Annotated in this window: 19 protein-coding genes; 12 read left to right on the top strand and 7 right to left on the bottom strand. The window is 59.3% G+C overall.

The window, feature by feature from the left end:
* Nucleotides 1-18: 18 nt before the first annotated feature.
* The 9 genes from FZZ93_RS02255 to FZZ93_RS02210 all read left to right on the top strand — a co-directional run bounded on the left by FZZ93_RS02255 (nt 19) and on the right by FZZ93_RS02210 (nt 11,102).
* Entirely contained in the window at nt 19-540 is a 522-nt protein-coding gene (locus tag FZZ93_RS02255) for a tripartite tricarboxylate transporter TctB family protein (RefSeq protein WP_149320698.1), read from the top strand.
* Between the two features lie 5 nt (nt 541-545).
* The gene (locus FZZ93_RS02250) at nt 546-2,072 is read left to right on the top strand and encodes a tripartite tricarboxylate transporter permease (protein WP_149320697.1); all 1,527 of its coding nucleotides are present in this window, start codon (nt 546-548) and stop codon (nt 2,070-2,072) included.
* 821 nt (nt 2,073-2,893) lie between these two features.
* Nucleotides 2,894-3,154, top strand: coding sequence for a hypothetical protein (locus tag FZZ93_RS02240; RefSeq protein WP_149320695.1), 261 nt, complete (start codon nt 2,894-2,896; stop codon nt 3,152-3,154).
* A gap of 503 nt (nt 3,155-3,657) precedes the next feature.
* Nucleotides 3,658-4,350, top strand: a complete 693-nt coding sequence (locus tag FZZ93_RS02235) for a hypothetical protein (protein WP_149320694.1) — start codon at nt 3,658-3,660, stop codon at nt 4,348-4,350.
* A gap of 778 nt (nt 4,351-5,128) precedes the next feature.
* A complete protein-coding gene (locus FZZ93_RS02230; protein WP_149320693.1) occupies nt 5,129-5,383 on the top strand; it encodes a hypothetical protein in 255 nt (84 codons plus the stop codon).
* A 90-nt stretch (nt 5,384-5,473) separates the two neighbouring features.
* Nucleotides 5,474-5,695 carry a hypothetical protein gene (locus FZZ93_RS02225; RefSeq protein ID WP_149320692.1) on the top strand — a complete coding sequence of 74 codons (222 nt, stop codon included), beginning with the start codon at nt 5,474-5,476 and terminating at the stop codon, nt 5,693-5,695.
* A gap of 1,422 nt (nt 5,696-7,117) precedes the next feature.
* Nucleotides 7,118-7,849 carry a gluconate 2-dehydrogenase subunit 3 family protein gene (locus FZZ93_RS02220; RefSeq protein WP_246146064.1) on the top strand — a complete coding sequence of 244 codons (732 nt, stop codon included), beginning with the start codon at nt 7,118-7,120 and terminating at the stop codon, nt 7,847-7,849.
* A 60-nt stretch (nt 7,850-7,909) separates the two neighbouring features.
* Nucleotides 7,910-9,256, top strand: coding sequence for a cytochrome c (locus tag FZZ93_RS02215; RefSeq protein ID WP_149320690.1), 1,347 nt, complete (start codon nt 7,910-7,912; stop codon nt 9,254-9,256).
* A 76-nt stretch (nt 9,257-9,332) separates the two neighbouring features.
* Nucleotides 9,333-11,102 (top strand): GMC family oxidoreductase, encoded by a 1,770-nt coding sequence (locus tag FZZ93_RS02210; RefSeq protein WP_149320689.1) that lies wholly within the window; start codon nt 9,333-9,335, stop codon nt 11,100-11,102.
* A gap of 110 nt (nt 11,103-11,212) precedes the next feature.
* On the opposite strand, the gene FZZ93_RS02205 is transcribed toward FZZ93_RS02210, so the two are convergent.
* Both FZZ93_RS02205 and FZZ93_RS02200 read right to left on the bottom strand, forming a co-directional pair.
* Nucleotides 11,213-12,508 (bottom strand): PIG-L deacetylase family protein, encoded by a 1,296-nt coding sequence (locus tag FZZ93_RS02205; RefSeq protein WP_149320688.1) that lies wholly within the window; start codon nt 12,506-12,508, stop codon nt 11,213-11,215.
* Nucleotides 12,492-13,670 (bottom strand): glycosyltransferase, encoded by a 1,179-nt coding sequence (locus FZZ93_RS02200; protein ID WP_149320687.1) that lies wholly within the window; start codon nt 13,668-13,670, stop codon nt 12,492-12,494. Before FZZ93_RS02200 ends, FZZ93_RS02205 begins: the two co-directional genes overlap by 17 nt.
* Nucleotides 13,671-14,060: 390 nt before the next feature.
* Between FZZ93_RS02200 and FZZ93_RS02195 the strand changes: the two genes are divergently transcribed.
* On the top strand, nt 14,061-15,416 hold the full coding sequence (locus FZZ93_RS02195) for an O-antigen ligase family protein (RefSeq protein WP_246146063.1): 1,356 nt from the start codon (nt 14,061-14,063) through the stop codon (nt 15,414-15,416).
* 21 nt (nt 15,417-15,437) lie between these two features.
* Nucleotides 15,438-16,160 carry a phosphatase PAP2 family protein gene (locus FZZ93_RS02190; RefSeq protein WP_246146061.1) on the top strand — a complete coding sequence of 241 codons (723 nt, stop codon included), beginning with the start codon at nt 15,438-15,440 and terminating at the stop codon, nt 16,158-16,160.
* A 79-nt stretch (nt 16,161-16,239) separates the two neighbouring features.
* Here FZZ93_RS02190 and FZZ93_RS02185 read toward each other — a convergent pair whose 3' ends face one another.
* Genes FZZ93_RS02185 through FZZ93_RS02175 form a run of 3 tightly spaced genes read right to left on the bottom strand, consistent with a single transcriptional unit; the run spans nt 16,240 to nt 17,832 of the window.
* On the bottom strand, nt 16,240-16,581 hold the full coding sequence (locus FZZ93_RS02185; RefSeq protein ID WP_149320685.1) for an AzlD domain-containing protein: 342 nt from the start codon (nt 16,579-16,581) through the stop codon (nt 16,240-16,242).
* Nucleotides 16,574-17,305, bottom strand: a complete 732-nt coding sequence (locus FZZ93_RS02180; protein ID WP_149320684.1) for an AzlC family ABC transporter permease — start codon at nt 17,303-17,305, stop codon at nt 16,574-16,576. Before FZZ93_RS02180 ends, FZZ93_RS02185 begins: the two co-directional genes overlap by 8 nt.
* Entirely contained in the window at nt 17,302-17,832 is a 531-nt protein-coding gene (locus FZZ93_RS02175; protein WP_149320837.1) for a helix-turn-helix domain-containing protein, read from the bottom strand. The genes FZZ93_RS02180 and FZZ93_RS02175 overlap by 4 nt, the downstream gene beginning before the upstream one ends.
* A gap of 194 nt (nt 17,833-18,026) precedes the next feature.
* Between FZZ93_RS02175 and mgrA the strand changes: the two genes are divergently transcribed.
* Nucleotides 18,027-19,055: an L-glyceraldehyde 3-phosphate reductase gene (gene mgrA / locus FZZ93_RS02170; RefSeq protein WP_149320683.1), complete on the top strand. Its 1,029-nt coding sequence runs from the start codon at nt 18,027-18,029 to the stop codon at nt 19,053-19,055.
* 58 nt (nt 19,056-19,113) lie between these two features.
* Here the strand turns inward: mgrA and sstT are convergent, their stop codons facing one another.
* The gene (gene sstT, locus FZZ93_RS02165; RefSeq protein ID WP_149320682.1) at nt 19,114-20,343 is read right to left on the bottom strand and encodes a serine/threonine transporter SstT; all 1,230 of its coding nucleotides are present in this window, start codon (nt 20,341-20,343) and stop codon (nt 19,114-19,116) included.
* A gap of 328 nt (nt 20,344-20,671) precedes the next feature.
* Nucleotides 20,672-22,183, bottom strand: a complete 1,512-nt coding sequence (locus FZZ93_RS02160; protein WP_149320681.1) for an MFS transporter — start codon at nt 22,181-22,183, stop codon at nt 20,672-20,674.
* Nucleotides 22,184-22,386 lie beyond the last annotated feature (203 nt).

The following is a 22,386-nucleotide window of genomic DNA, read 5'->3' as shown; positions in this document are numbered from 1 at the left end:
TTTATAAGGGGTTCTCATATGTCTTCGAAACGGCTTTCGCTGGATGGCGGGTTCTATGTTCCCGCAGTCCTGGCAATCATCACACTCGTCTACCTTGTCTCTGCGATGCAGATCGGCACGCCGATGAAAGATGGAAATATGACACCTTCTTTCTTTCCTATAACAGCAGCGGTGATCATGCTGATTGCTCTGGTCTGTGCAATAGTCCAGGAGATTCGCCGGGCTCGCAGCATTGACACTGAGAAAACAGGCGAGGCGCCTGGTAGTGAAGAGGGCGAGAAAGAAGGAAAGAACGTTGCTGGAATTTCACTGGGTGCGATCTGCGTCGCTCTGTTGACGGCCGGATACCTTCTGGCTTTCGATCTGATCGGATACTTCGTCTCGACCTTTCTCTATGTTCTGCTGTTGATGTTTCAGTTCGGTAGTTTCTCGGTGAAAAGTTTGCCAATGAAGCTGATCGCCACATTCATTGTTACTGGTGCTGGGTTCTTGCTGTTCGAAGTCTTTTTCCAGGTTCGTCTTCCGACGTTATGGGGTTAAGGATCATGGAATCTCTATATGGACTACTGGGCGGGTTCTCTGCCCTAGCTAACCCTGAAACATTGCTCTACATGATAGGCGGATTTCTGATTGGCACCCTGTTCGGGGCCGTGCCGGGGCTGACGTCAGTGCTGGCTATCGCACTTCTGCTTCCTCTGACCTACAGCCTTGATGTCACCACGGCACTGGTCGCTTGCGCTAGTATCTTCATGGCGGGCATGTGCAGCGGGAGCATCACGGCGACGACGATCAATATCCCTGGCGCGCCTTCATCGATGATGACAGCGCTTGAAGGCTATCCGATGCAGCAGCGTGGCGAAGGTGCCAAGGCATTGGGGCATGCCGCTCTCGGGTCGATGATCGGTGGTTCCGTGGGTGCTCTGCTGTTGATGGTGATGTCGCCCTTGGCCGCCGATATTGCCTTGCTGATCCGTACGCCTGGCAAGTTTTCCCTGATCGCCTTCGCTCTCGTCGTGATCATCATCTCCCAGCGAGGGTCGATCACAAAGGGAATGATTGCCACCCTGCTCGGTGTGATGGTGGCCACTATTGGTATCGATGTGGTGCAGCCGGTGGCGCGTTTCACTTTCGGTAGCAGCGTGCTGGTTCAGGGGATCGACATGATGCCGCTGATCATCGGCACGTTCGCCATTAGCGAGCTGCTGATTCAGGCCGACAGTCGCAGTGCCCGTACTGTGGATCCCAGCAAACTGCAGGCCGCCAGGGTGCGCCGCCGCGACTTCATTCCACCACTGTCGGAAGTCCGGGAAATCGGCATTCTGCGCTATCTGAAGAGCGCGCTCATCGGTTATTCGGTTGGTATCCTACCTGGCGCTGGCGGCTCGATGGCGGCTTTTGTCTCCTACGCAGAATCCATGCGTTCCTCGAAGCATCCGGAGCGGTATGGCAAAGGGAACCCAGAAGGCATCGCATCTTCCGAATGTGCCAACAACTCCATGTGTGGCGGTGCATTCGTCCCCATGCTCACCTTCGGAATTCCCGGTGATCCCACCACGGCCATCGTTCTCGGTGTGCTGGTGATCAATGGTCTGCAGCCCGGGCCACAGTTCATGACCCAGCAACTCGACCTGATCGCTCCGATGTTTGCCTCGTTATTCGTCAGTGCACTGATCCTTGTTCCTCTGACGCTCTACCTGCTGGGGCCGTACTTCCTGAAGATCGTGTCGATTCGTCGCGACGTTCTCTATTCGAGCATCGCAGTGGTGGCGCTGGTAGGCAGCTACGTTGCTACCTATTCGACCTTCCAGATGGCACTGGCACTGGTGTTTGGCGTGTTGGCCTACTTCCTGCGCAAGCAGAAATATCCCACCGTCTGCCTGCTGCTGGGCTTCGTGCTCGGGCCGAGCCTGGAGGAATACTGCCGTCGCGCACTGTCGATCAACGATGGCAGTCCGATGGTTTTCCTGACCAGTCTGGATAGCCTGTTCTTTATCGTCCTGACAGCCGTCTTCTTCTACTTCATGGTGATTCGCAAGCCTCGGGAAAACGCATTGAATGCGACGTCTGGCTAAGCCGCTGCCGGACGGAAAGCGCCGCAATTGTCACGTAGCGATTACGGCGCTTCTGGCAGCCAAGCTCAACCTTCTTATAGAGCGTCGGTAGACCCGGTGCAGGGTGAGCAGTTTCTTTGGAGTGCCGAGGGTCGAGGACATCTAGGTCAGCAGTTTGGTATGTAGTCTGTAATATTCTTTAATCTGCAATCTCGCATACTGCTTGTCGTTGATTTCTTACAGCAGCCCGCTTTGTGCGGACCATGCTCAGATAGTGACGCCCACAGCATGCGGCGCTTACGGATGAACGCCGTCGCCAGGGATGGCAGTCGCGTCATGACCCTGGCTCTCCAGGCTACGGATGGCAAATGCTGTGCCCAAGGATGGGGGCGGCCAGGGACGGCCTCTTCTATTATCCCGAGATCAGTCGCGCGCCAGGCGGAACCTCGTAGCGCAATTTATGGCAGGGACCAGGCGGTGGTTGCTGGCCAGCAGGGCGATCCGGGAACCAGATCCGGCATTCCCCTGGAGGTGGCAGGTGGCCCTGGGGAATCGATGAACCTGAGCGATGGTAGCCGCCTCCGTACCCTCCATAGCCATCACCATAGGCGACACATCCGGTCAGTGCGCCAAGCAGCATAATAGCTGCCATGAGCCTCGCTATTCTCATCATTCTTGTGATCTCCCTATTGGTGCTTTTTCGCACCATAGCAAGAACCGTGCTGCTGTCATGGGGAGAGTGGGGATAACCCATAAAATTGCATTGGTGTCGCTATCTAGCTACAAGGCACGGGCAGCCTAGCTTGCTACTATAGGGCCATCATTATCTGTTGGAGAATCGAATGCGTGTACTGCCACTGTTGCTTGGCGTTGTTGTTATCGCGGGTCTAGCGGGTTGTAGCTACCAGCCTGCGCGTATTGGCACGGAACCTGCTGTTATCATCGATGACGGTGGTTGGCATGACCGTGACCACCACGGTGGTGACAATAAGCGTTGGGAGCATGAGAAAAAACAAAGGAAAGAAGCTGAGAAGCGTTGGAAGGAGGAGCGGAAACGCCGGGAAAAAGAGCGCAAGCACTGGGAGAAACAGCATAAGCATTAGATCATCATGGCACCCGCCTACTACTCCTCCCTGCGATTCGGCGTCGGGTAATGTCCGACGCTAGCTCCAGAGCCCGTTAACGATACCATGTCGACGCTCATAGAGCGTCTTCCGCGCCCTAATGACATAGTGCTCCCAGATGATCCGATCGGCACTCAGTAACATAATGTCGTAGTTGGTTCTCATTTGTAATTAGGTGTTCAAAACATGAGTGATGGCTGTTAAAAGTGTCGTTGCTGATCCTTCAGGATTAGCAGTGAGCCGCATTGTAGAGAGAGTTCACAACGTGACGGCTTTCATATGAAAAACTCATCAAGGAGGAATGGCTCTTGAGCAATGACGACTTGACTTTCGACGAAATTAGCGATGTCAAGAACTTCTCGTTCGGTGACATCGCTTATGGCTCCAAGATCGTCTCCGATGTACTTGGATTACCGAGCACTCCAAAGTGAGAAAAGTTGCCTTTATCCAATGATTCTAAAGTTTTCGCAGAGGAAGTTTTTATGAAAAATATAGTTGGCGTTACATTTTTGTTGTCCTCGTTTTTTATAGGCGAGTTCGCGGTTGCCGATAGCATTGCAATTGAAAATAAAGACAAGTTAAATGTTAAGGTGATGTATGGCGATACCGTTTATAGACAAAGCAATGAGGAAAGGCTCTATGATGCCCGAAATCCTAAAGAGGGAGAGGAGTGGATTAGAATTGTTGCATCAGACTCTAAAGAGTCAGAAGATTTTCTTGATTTAAAGCTAAGGAGTTCATTTGGGATTGCTGATGCTAGTCGAGGGTGTAACTATTCCTTGTTAGTAACAGAGAGCTCAGGGTGGAAACTGGTTGGTCAAGATTCAGGCGAGTGCTCTCGCTCACAAAATAACTACAAACCTGAGGCGTCTCATGCCCATGCTTATACAGTAAGGAATGAATCTGAAATACCTGTTTATCCGGCTTTTTCTGTCGAAAAAGATAATGATTTTTCATCTGACTCAGTTCTTGGTTATTTGAAGTCAGGTGAGTCAAGGGTGTATTCGAAAACTACAGGGTATTGGAAGAGCGTTAACGTTAAAGATAATGTGCAGGTGGGTTTTTATAATCCGTATACCACTTCATATGTTAAGTGTTCAAATGAATTAGAGTCCATAGACAAAGAGAGAGAATTTGTTTTTACAAAAAATCATCAATGCGAGAAAGCTAAATAGGGATTAACATCTATTTGATCGCTATTGGGGGCCCCATACACAGTCGGTCGGCGATTCATTGGGCGCCCCCGCCCCCATGCAACTAATTGGATATTGCACTGAAGAGCCCGAGCCATATGAGCGGTTCACAGCTGAATGTGCGCCTCCGGAGAGCCTTTCACCGCTTCCAGCCGCCACGGGCTGGATGGCGCCCTATACCAGAACACTATGCCGTGCTGCGGTAAAAGACGCTGTTGGTACAGCAGCGTGACCTGCGGTCTACGAGAAGGCGTTGTGACGGCCCTTGAACAGCTTCTCAACTTGATCTTGCGCACGCTGTACAATCCCGCCTTTCGGTCCGGCATCAGTTGATGCCCGGCGCCACCCCTCGTCGGCGCGTGTCACATCCACGTTCTCGCTGATCTCATCGATCAATCGATCCCAGTCATCGGAATTGTCTCCATACTCAGGCAGGAAGGCCTTTCAGGTAGTAGTGACGCTTTGGATGACCTCTGCCAGTGATTGGCCAAGCGCCTTTGCTTCAGCACGTAATACCGCACCGCCACCCGTCATATAGGTAACGATGGTGTAAGAGTGAATTTGGGCAGTAATTTTCTTGTTTGCTCCCCCGTGATCAGTTAGGCACGGATTATATATAAATACTGAAATTCCAGTAAGGTAACTTTTTTACTTTTTATCACTTGTATTGTTATTTTAATACTGGCTATTACTGACGGAGCGTTTTGTCTCATTGATAATGTGAGTTGGAAATGCTTTGAATATGTTATAGAGGGGGTATATGTCTTCTAATGCTACTAATTCCGACCCTGTGTCGAACTCTTTTCGAGTGCTTGATAATAGTGAGATTGATCAGGTGGCAGGAGGTTTTAGTCTCGCCGATGGTCTAGAGAGACTTCATGAAATTGAGCGTGGGATTCAAGAAAGAGCTGCCGAATTTAATCAGAAGCTCCATAAGCAGATCGCCATGGGGATGGAAGAGCTAAGGGAGGCACGTGCAGACATTACGTCTGCGTTCGGTGAGATCTTTTTATAGTGGTGACAACCCTTTTTTGACGGTTTCACGCAGGACCTACGTAGATAGACATCCTGTGGTTTGGTGAAATATATAAAAAGGAAGAAAGATATGACAAAGAGTAAAACGCTTCGGCATTTGACACTGGAAGAAATCGATCTCGTTGCAGGTGGAGATGGGATCGTTACCGGGCTTGTTGGGGATATACCTTTGGTAGGGCCTCCGGTCGCTAATGCCGTGGAGGGGCTAACCGATGGCATTCTTGCCCCCTTCAGGACTACTGCAGTATTCGGTGTCAAAATCCCTGTCCCAGGCATGGATGAAATTATCTAACTTGCAAAATATATTCGAAATGGTAATTACCCAGCCACTTTCTCTCAGGGAGTGGCTGGGTGTCTGCATGTTTAGTTAAGGAAATAATATTGCATCGTCTTTATTCAGCGGTCTCAAGTTTCAAGTGCCACGCTATTGAAGAGTTTTCAGACCGGCGACGGATTTCTTTAATACTTCGGTATAGACTTCCATCGATGGACCGCTAGTCCATTGCCTTGAAATAGATTCAAAATTCGCCGATCACGAGCCCCCCAGTGCGTCACGATTCAACCCGCGCAGCGAATGCCGCCATTTCCTCGCCTGTGATTCCGAGCTCCAGGGCATCCAGGTAGTCGCAGTACCACTGTATCATCGTGCGCCGGTGTTTCAGGTACACTAGGGTACTGATAGTGCAGGAGATTTGGGCCGGATGCGACTCTACCATTGAGCTGTACCGCTGGTTGCTGTTTGGTTGCTGATTGAGTGCGATCAACGATGAGGGTGGGAGTGGTGGAAATGCGTAATTAGCTGAAAATACAAATGTCCCGCATGGCAGGCGCGGTCCGCTTCATCCTTACGCTGCACTCATAATCCCTTGGTCGGCGGTTCGAGTCCGCCTGGGCCCACCATCAAGTCAGTGGGCGCTCATCGCCTGATGTGATGGGCCGGTTCACGTGATCCTCCGTAGCTTCATATGCCCCATTTCTAGCTTCTCGCGTTCCGTTCGGGCTGGCTCCGAGCCGGGGACGCTTTGCTTTGATAATTTCCTGAACTTTCGGCACTACCAGGCGGTATTATAGGTTGTGCTACTTTTTTGCTGCTCCCTCTCATGGCTCATTTTTCAGGCACTCAAATGATAAAAGGTATCGTTATCTGCTTTGCGTTTCTGGTGATACAGCTTCTGGTGCTGGGTCAAATCGATAACCGACTGAATTCAGCATCCCGGGATGTTCGACAAGCCTCTTCCGTGACGCACGTCGCCCAGCGTGAAGGGAAGGAAGAGGGGGGCGAAGAGAAAATCTCCTGAGCTCGGGGCGGCCACGGTTTCCCGCATCTCCGACTGTCATGGAAAACGAAGGGGGCCGCCTCTATGGGCGGCCCTCTTGGTCTGATTGCCCGGCTGCGTTGTCAGTCCCTGTGGGACAAGCACGCGATTCCTCCTGCCTTACTCCGGCGCCCCGGACTACCGCCTCGTGGCCGAAGGCCATGCGGTCCTGCCTGTTGTCGCTATCGGCAATGCCCGTTCCAGGGTTCCACACCTGGCAAGAATTCGATTAATATATAGTAGCTTGCTATTAATTTGCACGCTTTTGTATGTGATGCCATCTCGCTGTCGAAAACCGTCTGTCTGGGTGGTTTTCGGGGTCGCTGACGATGCTCCGGCTGGACCCGTTGCTGAGCTATCACCACATAAAGACCGTCGACGAAAAGGATACAGTGCCTATGGCGTCTCAGCCCGATAACATGTCGCGACGCGCTTTCCTGCGCGGTTCCGCGACTCTCATCCCGACTGTCGGCTTGGCCGGCGGCATCAGTCTCACCGCCCAGGCAGACGAGCCCGCTCCCAATCTCAGCGAATATCAGCCTGTATTCTTCGGCGAAGACGAGTGGTCCTTTCTGCTCGCCGCCTGTGACCGCCTGATCCCTGGCGAACACGCTGGTTCGGGCCCCGGAGCTCTGGATACCAATGTGCCGATCTTTCTCGATCGGCAGATGGATTCTCCCTATGGCCATGCCGAGCGCTGGTACATGGAAGGTCCCTTCGATCTCGATGGCTCGCCCGATCTGGGCTTTCAGTATCCCTATTCGCCGCGAGAGGTCTATCAGAAAGGCATCGCGATGACGCAGCAGTACTGCCGGCAGGAGCATGGAAAGCGTTTCGAGCAGCTCGACGGTGATACGCAGGACGCCGTTCTGAAAGGGCTGGAAGCCAATGACATCAATTTCGCGAGCTTGGGCGAACGTCAGATGCAGGCATCGGACTTTTTCTCGCACCTGCTGGAGAACACCAAGGAGGGTTACCTCTCCGATCCTATCCATGGCGGCAATAAGCACATGGCGGCGTGGAAGATGGTCGGCTTCCCCGGTGCTCGTGCCAGCTACCGTGACTGGGTCGACCAGCACGACGTCGAGTATCCGCTGGGCCCCGTCAGCCTCAACGGCGAGCGCGGCTGAACGTGCAATGCACGACAGCATGCCATCGCTCGTCTCCCGGGTAGAAAAAGGACTTCCATCGTGACTGCAAGATATCTGATTCCGCTGTTGGCGGGGAGCACTCTGCTTTCCTCCATGCCTGCATTCGCCGACACCGATGACATCGTCAAACGGGGCGCTTACCTGGCACGTGCCGGCGACTGCGTCGCTTGCCACTCCTCGCCGCAGGGCAAGCCATTTGCTGGTGGCCTGGGAATCGAAAGCCCCTTCGGTACCATTTATTCGACCAATATCACCCCGGACAAGGAAAACGGCATCGGTAGCTATACCGAGGAACAGTTCGCCGCCGCCCTGCGCGAAGGCAAGCGTGCCGATGGCGCCAACCTGTATCCGGCGATGCCGTATCCCTCCTATGCGAACCTGACCGATGAGGATGTCCACGCGCTCTACGCCTACTTCATGCAGGGTGTAGAGCCCGTGGCTTCCCAGCCGCCGAAGACATCGCTCGGGTTCCCATTCAACCAGCGTTGGGGAATCTCTGCCTGGAACTGGCTGTTCGCCGATGCGGAGCCCTTCACACCGCAGGCCAGTCATGACGAGTTGACCGAGCGCGGCCGCTATCTGGTCGAGGGGCTCGGCCACTGTGGCAGTTGCCATACGCCGCGCGGTATTGCTCAGCAGGAAAAGGCGTTGGGTGGCGACAGCGAGGCGTATCTTGCCGGTGCCAATCTCAACGGCTGGTGGGCGCCCTCGCTGCGCGCTGGCGACGGCGACGGTCAAGGCATCGAGAGCTGGGATACCCAGGCGATCGTCGATTACCTCGAGACCGGTCGCAACGTTCACGCCACCGTGGGTGGCGAGATGACCTCTGTCATCGCCCACAGCACCTCGTACCTGAGCGAACGGGACCTGATGGGTATTGCCCAGTATCTCAAGTCACTGCCGGCCAACCCGACCAGCGATGATGCCGCTTCGACCGAAGCGCGTGAACAGTCCACCGACGAGACCGCCGCTCACCTCACCGCAGCCAAGAATCTGAGCAAGGGCGAGCGTCTTTATATCGACAATTGTGCGGCATGCCACTTCAACGCCGGCGAAGGCGCCGACCGCGTCTTCCCGCAGCTCGATGGCAACTCGCTGACCAATGCCGAGAATCCCGCTGGCTTGATTCACACCATGTTGGCTGGCGCCCGGCCGCCGGCGACGTCGAAGATTCCTGCCCAACTGCCGATGCCCGGTTTCAGTTGGCGCCTGTCGGACGAGGAAATCGCCTCGTTGGCGACCTTCGTGCGCGGCGCCTGGAGTAACGACGCCGGTCCGGTGACGGCCGAGCAGGTTGCCGAGGTGCGTGACTCACTCGGGGACACTCCGCTGAGCCGAGCCCCGGATCCGAATGGCTCGCTCAACCACGAAGATGGCGGCCAGTAACGAAGGGCGGGTCGCCCGGAGAGGCGGCCATGCTGGCGTGTCGCTGTACACGCCGAATGAATCGAGGAGTTAACGCATGGCTAAGCAACAACCACGTGTCGATGCCGTCATTGTCGGCCTGGGCTGGACCGGTTCCATCATGGGCATGGAGCTGACCGATGCGGGGCTCAACGTGCTGGCGCTGGAGCGCGGTGCCGATCGTAGCAACGCCGATTTCGCCTACCCCAAGGCGGCAGACGAGCTGCAGTACGGTATCCGTCACACCATGATGCAGAAGCCGAAGCAATCGGCGGTCACCATTCGGCGCAACCTCGACGAGCGGGCGCTTCCGCAGCGCAAGCTGGGGGCTTTTCTGCCCGGTGACGGCGTGGGCGGTGCCGGCGCGCACTGGACCGGCGTACTGATTCGCCCGACGCCGACCGATTTGCAACTGAAAAGCTTCGCTGACCAGGCCTTCGAGCCCGGCGTGTTGCAGGATGACATGCAGATTCAGGATTTCGGTGTAACCTGGGACGAACTGGAGCCGCATTTCACGTTCTTCGAGAACGTCTGTGGCCAGTCCGGTACCACCGGCAATTTGCGCGGTGAAACCCAGGAGGGCGGTGACCCGTTCGAAGGGCCGCGCAGCGAGCCCTATCCGCTACCGGCGCTGCAGGATACCCAGAATACCGAGATGTTCGACAAGGCCGCGCGCCAGTTGGGGTATCACCCATTCCCCAATCCCTCGGCCAACGTTTCGCGTGCCTGGACCAATCCCTATGGTATGCAACTGGGCCCATGCAACTATTGCGGCTTCTGTTCCCGCTACGGCTGCGTGAACTACTCCAAGGCCTCGCCACAGACATGCATCCTGAATGCGCTCAAGCAGCGCAGCAACTTTGCCTATCGCACCCATGCCAATGTGACGCGTGTCGAGTTGGCTGCGGATGGCAAGACGGCGACCGGGGTGACCTATATCGACGAGAATGGCGAGGAAGTTTTCCAGCCAGCGGATATGGTTATTCTGGCCTCCTACGCGCTGAACAACGTGCGTTTGATGCTCAATTCCGGCATCGGCCAGATGTATGATCCCGTGTCGCGCACCGGCACGGTGGGGCGCAATTACGCCTACCAGATCGGCGGGGGTATCCACATGTACTTCGATGATATCGAGTTCAACCCCTTCGCTACTGCGGGTGCCACCGGCAGGATGTTCAACGACTTCTCGCCGGGCAATTTCGACAGTGCGTCGCACGGTTTCATCGGCGGTGCCAAGATGCATTCCTCGCAGGCCAGCGGCACGCCGATCAAGACGCCGCTGCCCAAGGATACGCCGAGCTGGGGACAAGGCTACAAGGATGCGCTGCAGAAGTATTATGGGCATCACATGAAGCTGTCGATGACCGGTAGCGTGATGTCCTACCGCACCAACATGCTCGATCTCGACCCGACCTGGAAGGATCCTTATGGCATGCCGCTGCTGCGCATGACCTTCGACTGGAAGGAAAACGAGCTGAAGTTGTCGCGCTTCATGCGCGATCGGTTACGCGAGATTGCCGATGTGCTCAAGCCGGACCACATGGAAGAAAGCTTTCAGTTGAACGGCGATCACTTCAAGGTGACCAGCTATGTCTCGACGCACAATGTCGGCGGCGCCGTCATGGGAACCGATCCGAGCAATTCCGCGCTCAACCGTTATCTGCAGAGCTGGGACGTGCACAACGTTTTTGTGCCCGGAGGCAATGCTTTCCCGCAGAACTTCCAGGCCAATCCGACCGATCTGATCGCTGCGTTGACCTACTGGTCGGCCAAGAAGATCAAGGAGGATTACCTGAAAAACCCGGGGCCGCTGATGTCGCGCGCTTGATCGTGCGACCAGGAAGCCTTCACGAGGCCGTGGGATAAGACTAGCCCGACCCGGGGCCCCGGGTCGGGGCCTCGAGGTGAGGCGTCAGCGGCCAGGTCTTGCCGTCAGGCTCACGGCTTGTCGAATGATGCCTGAAACGCCTCGGCGTCCACCTGGACAAAGACTTCATGTGCCTTGATGTGGGTCTGGAAGTAGTCGTGTTGCCCGTAGTGTGGCCACTGGCGAGGTGAAATCCCGCTCAGTCGGCGTTTCACGGCGCGTTTCAGGCGGCGTTCCAACCCCGGCTTGTCCCGGAGGTCATGCATGCTGTCCATGGCCACGGCTTTCTCGCGCTGGGTTTCCAGGTCGAGTGGCTGGCTGTAGAGAGAGGCGGGCCCCAATCGAGACTGGGCATACTGCACCGGCCAGACGCCGGCGGCGGCATGGGCCGGGCCGCGTGGGAAGCCCCGTTGGCTCTTCAGGTGGTTGACGTACAGCAGCACGCGTTGCGGGCGGTGGCGTGTGTTTTGCATGGCCATGGCCAGCGCCTGGGAGGCCGCTTGGTGGTCGGGGTGGGAGTCGATCTCGGGGTGTGGCGTGACCACGGTGCTGGGGCGGATCTCGTCGAGCAACCGCTCGAGATCGGCCAGCAGGTCGACCCCGCGATTGGCAGCGCCGTTCGTTTGTTCATCGGAGGCCAGCGGGTGCAGGTTCCATTCCCGGAAATCAGCGGGAGTGAGCGTCTTGTCGCCGAACGATGGCTGATGCTCGGTCGGTGCCTTCAATAGGGCGCCGAGGGTGTCGTTGAAGTAACCGAGCATATACAGCCGTTGCTGCGCAAGGCCGGCCAGCATGGGCGTGGTGGCACTGTTCCAGGCGCGGATCCAGCCCTTGCGGCGGCTGGCGCTTTGCAGGTCAGGGTCGAGGAAGGGCAGGTATTGCCGATCGAGACGCTTGTGCCGCTCGCCGGCCGTCAGGGTCAGGATCCAGGCGCGTTCGGCATGCTGGCGATAAAGGCCGTAGGCCGCGAGCTCGGCGTCGTCCGGGTGAGGCGCAATGATCACCAGAGGGCCGTCATCCAGCGGGGAACGAGGAAAGCCGAGCAGGCGGGCCCGGGGAGACAGGCGACAGGCCTGGGGAGTGAGCGTGACACTCGCCAGATCCTCGATACCGTTGAGATTGAGCAGGCGCTTGCCGGATTGTCGCGTTTCCAGGTATTGGGTGAAACGTGGCTGACCGTCTTCTTTCACCGTGATGCCGGGGAGCCGCCAGGGCCCTCGAGCCGTGTAATGGATCTCCAGCATCCATGTCCAGCCCTGCGCAGTCAGCTCGGTGGAATCTGTTCGCAGTCGCCCCTGGTCATCGATGCTGGCTTCCATGTCGCGTTCAGGGGCCAGCGGCAGGTAGTGATCATGAACTCGGGGCATCGGCTGACTCGCTGCTGTTATCGATGAGGTCGAGGAATTCGTCCACGATGCGGGGCTCGGCAAAGCGTTCCACCCAGGCGGGCCGAATCGTGATGGGCGATCTTACCGCCTTGAGTATTCCCTCGGCCAACGCGGCGGCAGTGGGTTCGGTCATCAATTCCCGTTGCTCGTCGATCAGTACTTCCGCGACGCCTCCCGGTGCCTGAGTGGCGACGCAGGGCGTGCCGAGTGCCAGGGCCTCGATCAGGACGATGCCCAGTCCTTCGAAGCGGGAACTGAGCACGAAGGTGTCAGCGCGCGCCACCCAAGGGTAGGGGTTGGCCTGTTGCCCGAGGAAGTGGACGACTTCCTCGAGCCCCAACTGCCGGGCCAGGGCTTCCAGCTTGGGGCGCTCCGAGCCATCGCCGATGATCACTAGCCGATGCCTCATTCCCTGGCGACGTGCCAGGGCGAAGGCCTCGAGCAGGAGGGACTGCTGCTTCACGGGGACCAGGCGGGCGACATGCACCAGAAAAGGCTCCGGGATGGCCGGAGATGGTGTTTCCTGCGCCTTGCGGCGCAATTCGGCGATGGGCACGGCGTTGTAGATGACCTGGGTAGCGTCGAGCGTCACCCGCTGTTCAGCCAGATAGGCATGCAGGCTCTCCCGTACGCCTTCCGACACGCAGACCACGCGCTTGTCCTGGTAAAGCCGGCGTGTCAGCCAGCGACCCAGGACATTCCGGGAGAAACGTCCTGTCACCGCTTCCACGACTTGCCAGGCGCGAGGATCGCGCACCCGCCACAGCATCTCGAAGGCACCCTGGCCGCGGATCAGGATGAGATCCAGGGCGCCATATTGGTGCTCGGTGTCGGCGACGAAGGCATCGAAGGCTCGACTGCAGCGCCATCCTTGCCAGACGAACCCCGAGCGGGGCAGGAGCGGGGCGAGCACCAGGCGGCTGAGCAGGTGCCAGGCCATGCCCGTGATGCTGCCGCGCTGTTCCCTGTCGAGGTCACGGCAGTGGACGATCACGTCGGGATGAGGGTGGTGGGTCGGTTGTCCTTTCAGAACCAGCAGGTGGACTTCATGCCCTGCCGCTGCCATGGCATTGGCCAATGTCAGAGTGGCTTGCTCGATACCGCCGGTACCGAGACGGCGCAGGGTAATCAGGATTCGCATGGAGGGAGAAAACCGGGATTGCAATGGACCAACCACCTGGCGAATTGAGCCGTCGAACGGTCGTCGCCGACGCCGGGAGGCACCCGGGACAATATACTACCCGTTTTGTGGCTCGGTCGGTATTTCACTCAACGACGAGGCCTCTAGGCATTGTCTGGAAACTGCCTGCGCTCGATTATACGACGTTGAAAACCTTCTCAAAATGCCCATTTATGCCTTGTAAACGCCGCGTTCTGACTCGTGACATCCCTGTCACTCGCTCTTCGAGCAGCGGAAATGCTGTTTTATGATGAGCCCCTTTGAAGCTGCCTCGGACGACCGTCGATACTATGTACTCACCTTACCTGCTTCGGTAAGGTACGCGCCTCCGAATACGTGAGGTGAAGCATCGTGAAACCGCAACACATCTGGGAGTCTCCCGTCGGGTGGTCATGCTCTCGGGGTATCTGGGCGCTGGGTGTCATCGCTCTGCTGATTTATGCGGGTGGGCGGATACTCTGGCCGGATGTGGGGTCGCCCGCGGAAACGACCATGGCGCTGCTCGGGCTGGTGATGGTGCTGGTCCAGGGGAAGGGCATCCGCAGCAGTGCGGCGCTCTGGCTGCTGCTCGCCGCGGTAGTGGTGCAGGTGCTGTCCTGGACGCTGGGCTATTTCCATCATCCCCAGTGGGTGGCGGACAATCCGCAGGTCGATCGCCTCGCCAAGTTGTTCATCTTCATCGCTGTGGCGTGGTGGCTGGGGGGGAGCACCCGCAATACCTTGCTGGTCTGGGGGCTGGCGGTCATCGCCTTGCTGCTGACCAGTGTCGTCCAGGGGAATGGGCTCCAGGAGTGGATCCGTGGCTTAGAAGGCCATCGTGTCGGGTTTGGCGTCCGCAATTACCAGCACGGCGCCATGCTGTTCGGGGTGGCACTGCTGGGACTGGCGGTATTCGCGCCTCGTATCATGGCGCCCGGCCGTTGGCGCGCCGCGCGGATCATGGGCTGGTGCCTGATATTTCTGGTGACGGTCATCGCGGTCATGATCGGCCAGACGCGGGCCGTGTGGTTGGCACTGGCGTTGTGCTTGCCGTGTGTACTCGTCGTCTGGCGGCTGGCCACGCGTTTGCTGGGTGGTGGCCGTCGTCTCAACCGCCGGCTCCTGCTGATGGGGGGCGGCATGGCGCTACTCGTCGTGCTGGGTGCCGGCAGTTTGCTCAAGGGGCCGCTCGTCGAGCGAGTGGGCAAGGAGTCTCAGGTCATCGGCATGCTGCTCGAAGGCGATGTCGAGGAGATGCCCTATACCAGCATCGGCACTCGCATCCATAGCTGGCAGGCCGCGCTCGAGTGGATACAGGAGCGCCCGCTCGTCGGCTGGGGAGGCACGGGACGCAGTCTGGTCATCGAGCATACCCCCTGGTTGCCGGAGACGGTCAAGCAGTCGTTTGGCCACTTGCACAACTACTTCCTCGAGATATGGGTGGCCTACGGATTGATTGGCGTCGCCTTGATCGCGGCGCTGGCCTCATGGATCGGCATGGCGACATGGCGGGCCTGGCGTGGCGGTGCGCTCCCGGGCGACATGGCGTTGTTCGGCGTCGGTTTCTTCCTTTACTGGATGGTGGTCAACCAGTTCGAGTCATACAATTCCTTCTGGACAGGCGTCTACGTGCACAACCTGGTGGTGGGCGGGCTGATCACCCATTACTGGCGTTGGCAACGAGACGTCAAGGCGAGGGATCACTTCGCTGAACGTTCTGGCAGCTAAATGTTCTTGAGAGTGCCAACGATGAACTTTGCTCGAATCCTGCTTCTCAACGCCCTTGGTGTCTTGCTCATCACCAGCTGGTGGGTGCCGTATTTCACATTCTGGTCGACGCTCGATGATGCCGTGTTCTGGTGGTTCAACCAGACCATCGGCGACGACCACCTCCGTTGGACCGAGATCCTGGCGGCCCTCAACAGCCGTCGCTATGACATTCTCATCATGCTTTGCATGCTGTCTGTCATGGGCTGGGCCAGCTATCGCGATCGCCTAGGCGGGTGGCGGCGCTGGTTCGGAATCGGCGTGACCATGTTGATCACCGCGGGCCTGGTCAGTGAGATGGTTCGTCATGTCATCACCTATGGCCACCCCAGCCCGACCATGACGTTCGATGAGGTCAACCTGGCCTCTTCCTTCGTGGAATTTGTCACGAAAGATCAGGCGGGTAATAGCTTCCCGGGGGATCACGGCATCATGTCCATGATCTTCGCGGGGTTCATGCTGACCTTTGGCGACCGTCTGACGCGCCTGGCTAGTATCGCCTTGACCCTTCTCGCCATCGTGCCACGCATCATGGTGGGCGCGCACTGGCTCAGTGACGTGCTCGTCGGGTCGTTGTCGATCTGTTTGCTGCTGCTGCCCTGGGTGTTGTGCACGCCTCTGGCACCGCGCATGTCGGCATCCGTGACGGCAGGGCTCAAGCGTCTGGAGAGCATCTTGCCCCTGAACATCAGCAACCGTTCGTAGCGATTCCCGCAGACGGGCCGGCTTCGCCCCGACATGCCGGCCCCGTCGTGCCCCGGGGTATTGAAAGTGTACCCGGGCGCTACATTCCCACCAGTACGATCACGACACCATAAGTCGCTACGCCGGCCGCGACGGGCCAGCCCAGTGAGCGCTTGCGATACCAGACGAGCAGGGTGATGGCGACACCGACGGCCGTGGCGAGCCAGGCGCTGGCGTCAGGGTGGCGCGGTACCAGCGAGACGCCGAGCAGGGCGGCGATCATCAGCGGGCCCAGGATGCCGAGCCATTGGGGCATGGCGTCTACCTGGTCATCTTCCCCGAGGCGCCGCAGGCGGCGTCGCATCCAGAGCAGAGGTAGCACGCGTATCAGGTAGGTGCCGAGGGCGGAAGCCAGTACGGCCAGCCAGAGGGCGCTACTCATGAGAGCCTCCTGTTTGTCGTGAATCGAACTTCACCAGGTAGAAGCAGAGCGCCCCGCACAGGGCGGCCAGTGGAATGCCCAGGTTGGTGAGGCCGGCCAGGGTGCAGATCATGGCCGTGACGATGGTCAGGCACAGGGCCAGTGACCAACGCCGCGAGGTGAAGCGGGGCATGACCAGCACGAGGAACAGGGCCGGCAGCGCGAATGGCATGACCTCGCCGAGCAGTGGCCATTGCGCCATCAACCAGTCCCCGGCGACGGCGCCGAGTAGCGTGCCGGCAATCCAGCTCGCCCAGGCCAGCAAGGCGGCACCGGTGTACCAGCCGAGGCGCTGATGTTCCGGCAACTGCGGCAGGCGGCTGTGGGCCAGGGCGAAGACCTGATCGGTGAGGCCGTGCATCAGCCAGGGCCAGTACCGGCTCGCGGTAAGCCAGGGAGCCAGGTTCGGGGCATAGACCACGTGGCGCACGTTGATCAGCAGGGTCATGGCGACGACGAGCCATAGTGGCGCGCCGGCGGCGGCCATGCCGATGAACAGGAACTGGGAGGCGCCGGCATAGACCAGCACCGAGATGAGCGTGGCCTCCCAGGCGGTGAAGCCGGTCTGGATGGCGATCAGCCCGAAGGAGATGGCGACCGGGATGTAGCCACCCAGTAGGGGAGTTGCCTCGCGCATACCGGTCAGCCAGGACGTGGCGCGCAGCGGATGGGTGCGTGTGGTCATGGTACGGCCTCGGTGTCGGTGTACACGATGGTCATGAGCAAGGTCGCCCAGGTGTCATGCGTGCGATAGAGGTGGGGTTGGTCGGCCTCGAAACTCAGGGTATCGCCCGCCGAGAGTGCTCGAGCCTCGTTCTCGGGGCCCGCCTCGAGCCGGCCGCTGACGACGGTGAGCGACTCCCGGGTGCCCGGCGAGTGCGCCTCGGCGTGGCGCGTGATGTGCGGTGCGCAGCGCATCCAGTAGGCATCGACGCGGGGCGCGTCCTGGCCCTGATCGAGCAGCCGCACTTCCACGCCGTCTTCGCCCAGCGGCACCTTGATCGGTGCGACCAGGGTGCCGAAGGGAACATTCAGCTGTACCGCCAGGCGCCAGATCGTATCCAGCGTCGGGTTGCCGTCGCCCTGCTCGAGGCGTGAAAGGTTCGACTTGGCGATGCCAGCGGCGGTGGCCAGTTGCGATAACGACCAGCCCCGGGCACGCCGCAGTGTCTGCAGGTGCTGGCCCAGGGTGCTGAGCGAGAGCTTGTCCATGTCACTCATGGCGTCTTCCCGTTTCGTTCGTTATATGGAACGTTCTATATAACGAACAAGCGCCTGTCAAATGACGTGATCCGGACAGGCACCGCTTCCTTCTGCGCCAGGAGTTCGCATAATGGAGGGCGCAACAGCGGTCCGGGCCGGTGCCGTCCCGGGCCAGCCTTGTCTCTCAACGTGATGGAGCCACCATGAGCTATATGCCCTCGGAGCATCGCTATGAGCGCATGTCGTATCATCGCTGCGGACGCAGCGGCCTGAAGTTACCGGCCATATCACTGGGCCTGTGGCAGAACTTCGGCGAGAACGCCAATCCCGACAACGCCCGGGCGATCTGTCGCACTGCCTTCGATCACGGCATCACCCACTTCGACCTGGCCAATAACTATGGGCCGCCGCCAGGCAGTGCCGAGGAGTTGTTCGGCCGCATCCTCAAGCAGGACTTTGCCGGTTATCGCGATGAGTTGGTGATCTCGACCAAGGCGGGTTACCGGATGCATCCGGGGCCCTATGGCGAGTGGGGCAGCCGCAAGTATCTGCTCTCCAGCCTCGATCGAAGCCTCGAGCGGCTGGGCATTGACTGCGTCGACATCTTCTATTCGCATCGTTTCGACCCGGAGACCCCGCTCGAGGAGACCATGATGGCCCTCGATCAGGCGGTGCGTCAGGGCAAGGCGCTGTATGCGGGCATTTCGTCCTACAACGCCCAACGTACCCGCGAAGCCATCGAGATCCTGAACGCCTTGGGCACGCCTTGCCTGATCCACCAGCCCAGCTACTCGATGCTCAATCGCTGGATCGAGGACGACGGCCTGCTGGATACCCTCGATGAACTCGGTACCGGTTCGATCGTCTTTTCCCCGCTGGCTCAGGGGCTTTTGACCGACAAGTACCTGGCGGGAATGCCCGACGACAGCCGTGCCTCGCGCGGCGCGACCCTCAAGGATTCACACCTGTCCGCGGAAAACCTGGAACACGTGAGAGCCCTCAACGAGATTGCCCGGCAACGCGGCCAGAGCCTGGCGCAGATGGCGATTGCCTGGGTGTTGCGCGGCGGCCGGGTGACCTCGGCGCTGATCGGTGCCAGCCGCCCGGAGCAGGTCGTCGACTGCCTGGGCGCCCTGGAGCGGCGGGACTTCACCGAGGAGGAGTTGCGCGAGATCGATCGTCACGCGGTGGAAGGCGGCATCAATCTGTGGGCCGCCTCGTCGGAGCGCTGATGAGTGAAACGAGGGTGTGATGCCATGGCCCGGGCGGGCCATGGCGGCGACGATGTGTTCAGTCGTCGTCGAGGTCGACACCTTTGGCGCGGCAGGCTGCCGCAGTGAACAGTACATCGGTGGAGGAATTGAGTGCTGTCTCGGTGGAGTCCTGCACCACGCTGATAACGAAGCCGATCGCCACCACCTGCATGGCCACGTCGGTGGAGATGCCGAACAGGCTCGCGGCCATGGGAATCAGCAGCAGCGAGCCGCCGGCCACCCCGGAGACGCCGCAGGCCGCCAGCGCGGAGACGATGCACAGCAGCAGCGCGGTCGGGAAGTCGACGCCGATGCCCAGGGTATGCGCAGCGGAGAGAGTGATCACCGTGATGGTGATGGCAGCACCGCACATGTTGATGGTCGCGCCCAGCGGGATCGAGATGGAATAGGTGTCGGCGTGCAGCTTGAGGCGACGGCACAGCTCCAGGTTGATCGGGATGTTGGCCGCCGAACTGCGCGTGAAGAAGGCCGTGATGGCGCTACCGCGCAGGCAGGCGAAGACCAGCGGATAGGGATTGCGGCCCGTCTTCCAGAAGACGATCAACGGGTTGGTGACCAGGGCGACGAACAGCATGCAGCCGATGATCACCATCAGCAGGTGGGCATAGTCGAGCAGGGCATCCATGCCGGCTTCGGCCAGGGTGCCGGCGACCAGCCCGAAGATGCCCAGCGGGGCGAAGCGAATCACGATCTTGACGATTCGCGACACGGCGTCGGAGAGATCGCCCATCAGGGTCCGAGTGGTGTCGCTGGCGTGGCGGAGCATGATGCCGAGTCCGACTGCCCAGGCCAGGATGGCGATGAAGTTGGCTTCCATCAGTGCGCTGACCGGGTTGGAGACCGCGTTCATCAGCAGGTTTCGGAGAATCTCCACGATGCCTCCCGGCGGATTGCCGCTGACTTCGGGAGCCTCCAGGATCAGCGTCGTGGGGAAGGCGAAGCTCGCCGCCACGGCGACCAGGGCGGCCACCAGGGTGCCGATCAGATAGAGCACCAGCACCGAGCGAATGTGGGTGGGCTGCCCCTGCCGATGGCCGGCAATGGCGGCCGCCACCAGGATGAACACCAGGATCGGCGCGACCGCCTTCAGCGCGGAGATGAACAACTGGCCGAGCAGCGAGACCGACTGGGCCAGCTCCGGCGACAGGGAGGCGAGCAGGACACCGCAGACGATGCCGATGGCGATCTGAGGGATCAGGCCCAGCCGCCGGATGGGGCGAAACAGGGCGTTGACGGTTGCGATCATGAAAGGTCTCTCGGGAGTTTCGAGCTGGGATGGATGAACGGGAATCACGACGGCGGACGCCCCCGGCTTGCCGACACGGGAGTGACATTGGAAGGAGAGGCCAGTCATACGCACCATGCCAGAACGCGCTGACCGAGCGCCTGCCGAGTGCGCGGCAGTCTAACATTGTATGCGGCGGCAGGTGGTGAGACTTTCGTTTGCCATAAAGGCAGCAAGAAACGCTGCAAGAGGATCTCCGGAAAGGTTTGTTGCATAGAGGCGCGGTTGATGGTGAGAGGGTGGGCGATCATCCGCGCCTCATTAGTCGAGAAGCCTCCGAAGGGGGGCGTCAGCACTGCTGTGGCCGGGGGCTCCGTAACCATAAGGCCGAGAGCAGCGCCAGCGTCAGTATGCCGGCACCGGCGACCATGGCCGAGAGGTTCATGCCGGCGATGAAAGCCTGCTTGGCCTGGATGAGCAGCTCAGGCGATAGACGTTGGACGATGGAGGATGCTCCCCACAGGCCATCTTCCAGCTTGAGGGCCAGGTCGGGGGGTAAGTCATTCGGGCGATGAGGGGTGAGCTGCAACCGATATACCAGTGTGGTCAAGCTGCCCAGGATGGCGACTCCGAGAGCGACGCCCAGTTCCTGCACGGTTTCCGACATTGCCGAGGCCGCTCCAGCCATTTCTGGTGGTGCCGAGCCGACGACCAGGTCCGTGCCAAGGGCCGCAATGGCGCCGAGTCCCAGGTAGACCAGCGAGAAGCCGACGACTACCGTCATGACCTCGGTGGGGCCATCGACGCTGGCGAGCAGCAGATAACCCAACGTGGAAACCGTCAGCGTTCCGGCGACGACCAGGCTGGCAGGGAAACGACGCACCATGAGGGGAGCCGTGAGGGCGGCGATGAACATCGCCAGGGCGGGAGGCGCCATCCACATTCCCGCCACCATAGGGGTAAGGTCGGCGACCAACTGCAGGTATTGGGTAACGAGTAGCATGATGCCTCCGACACTCATCAGGCCGATGAGCAGGATGCCCAACGCAGCGTTGAAGGCCGGACTGTGAAACAGGCGCATATCGAGCAGTGGCGTGGCGAGTCGATGCTGTCGGCGAACGAACCAGAGGCCAAACGCCACGCCTGCCAGCAGTGTCGCTATCCCGCTGAACGTGACACCTTTGTCGACCAGGTGCTTGAGGGCATAGATGGTCTGGAGAATGGCGGCCAGCGACAGAGCGACACTGCCGAGATCGAACCGACCACTATGTGGTGCCTTGAACTCTGGCAGGCAGAAGGGGGCGGCCAGCAGCAGAATGCCGACTACCGGTAGCGCGACCAGGAAGGCAGCCCCCCACCAGAACTGGGCCAGTAGAGCCCCGCCTACCAATGGACCGGCGACCATTCCCAATGAAAAGGCGGTGGCCCAGACTCCGATGGCCAGCGCGCGCTGGTGGGCGTCGACGAACATATTGGTGATCAGGGCGAGGGTCGATGGCATCAGGGTGGCGCCGGCGATCCCCAGCAGCGCACGAGCGGCGATGAGTATGCCTGGGCTGGTGGCGTAGGCGGCCAGCACGGACACGATGCCGAAGGCGGTGGCGCCGATCATCAGCAGTCTGCGTCGACCGATGCGGTCCCCCAAGGTCCCCATGGTGATCAAGCAGCCGGCAATGAGAAAACCATAGGCATCCATGATCCACAGTGCCTGGGTATTGGTGGGTTGGAGATCGGCGGCCAGGGCGGGAAGCACCAGGTAGAGCAGGGTAACGTCCAGGCCAAGCAGCGCCGTCGGTAGCGTGAGCACGGCAAGCCCGATCCATTCCTGTAACTGGGCCCGGGGAGATGCGGTGGTCATCATCGAAAGCCTCCTGCCCGGCACTGGCCGGGCATGCTGAGATGTTGGCATGCTGTTTTTCCCCGGCAGGCCCTTGTCGAGGGAAAGCCGTAGGTGACATGGCAAGAGTCTCAGTGTTTTTTTATAGGGTTACAATTTAAGTGTTTATGCTATTACTAAAAGTGATGCCCTAATCCAGGGGCTGGCGGCTGCCGGGGGGAAGTGCT

The sequence above is a fragment of the Halomonas eurihalina genome, from assembly GCF_008274785.1.
GTDB lineage: Bacteria > Pseudomonadota > Gammaproteobacteria > Pseudomonadales > Halomonadaceae > Halomonas > Halomonas eurihalina.
Note: the sequence above shows the minus strand (reverse complement) of the source record. Positions and strands in the feature narration are given on the sequence as shown.

Excerpts from the sequence above, each read along its gene's own strand:
- FZZ93_RS02255 (WP_149320698.1), top strand. The coding sequence starts at position 19 with ATGTCTTCGAAACGGCTTTCGCTGGATGGCGGGTTCTATGTTCCCGCA.
- FZZ93_RS02250 (WP_149320697.1), top strand. The coding sequence starts at position 546 with ATGGAATCTCTATATGGACTACTGGGCGGGTTCTCTGCCCTAGCTAAC.
- FZZ93_RS02240 (WP_149320695.1), top strand. The coding sequence starts at position 2,894 with ATGCGTGTACTGCCACTGTTGCTTGGCGTTGTTGTTATCGCGGGTCTA.
- FZZ93_RS02235 (WP_149320694.1), top strand. The coding sequence starts at position 3,658 with ATGAAAAATATAGTTGGCGTTACATTTTTGTTGTCCTCGTTTTTTATA.
- FZZ93_RS02230 (WP_149320693.1), top strand. The coding sequence starts at position 5,129 with ATGTCTTCTAATGCTACTAATTCCGACCCTGTGTCGAACTCTTTTCGA.
- FZZ93_RS02225 (WP_149320692.1), top strand. The coding sequence starts at position 5,474 with ATGACAAAGAGTAAAACGCTTCGGCATTTGACACTGGAAGAAATCGAT.
- FZZ93_RS02220 (WP_246146064.1), top strand. The coding sequence starts at position 7,118 with ATGGCGTCTCAGCCCGATAACATGTCGCGACGCGCTTTCCTGCGCGGT.
- FZZ93_RS02210 (WP_149320689.1), top strand. The coding sequence starts at position 9,333 with ATGGCTAAGCAACAACCACGTGTCGATGCCGTCATTGTCGGCCTGGGC.
- FZZ93_RS02205 (WP_149320688.1), bottom strand. The coding sequence starts at position 12,508 with ATGCCCCGAGTTCATGATCACTACCTGCCGCTGGCCCCTGAACGCGAC.
- FZZ93_RS02200 (WP_149320687.1), bottom strand. The coding sequence starts at position 13,670 with ATGCGAATCCTGATTACCCTGCGCCGTCTCGGTACCGGCGGTATCGAG.
- FZZ93_RS02190 (WP_246146061.1), top strand. The coding sequence starts at position 15,438 with ATGAACTTTGCTCGAATCCTGCTTCTCAACGCCCTTGGTGTCTTGCTC.
- FZZ93_RS02185 (WP_149320685.1), bottom strand. The coding sequence starts at position 16,581 with ATGAGTAGCGCCCTCTGGCTGGCCGTACTGGCTTCCGCCCTCGGCACC.
- FZZ93_RS02180 (WP_149320684.1), bottom strand. The coding sequence starts at position 17,305 with ATGACCACACGCACCCATCCGCTGCGCGCCACGTCCTGGCTGACCGGT.
- FZZ93_RS02175 (WP_149320837.1), bottom strand. The coding sequence starts at position 17,832 with ATGGACAAGCTCTCGCTCAGCACCCTGGGCCAGCACCTGCAGACACTG.
- mgrA (WP_149320683.1), top strand. The coding sequence starts at position 18,027 with ATGAGCTATATGCCCTCGGAGCATCGCTATGAGCGCATGTCGTATCAT.
- sstT (WP_149320682.1), bottom strand. The coding sequence starts at position 20,343 with ATGATCGCAACCGTCAACGCCCTGTTTCGCCCCATCCGGCGGCTGGGC.
- FZZ93_RS02160 (WP_149320681.1), bottom strand. The coding sequence starts at position 22,183 with ATGATGACCACCGCATCTCCCCGGGCCCAGTTACAGGAATGGATCGGG.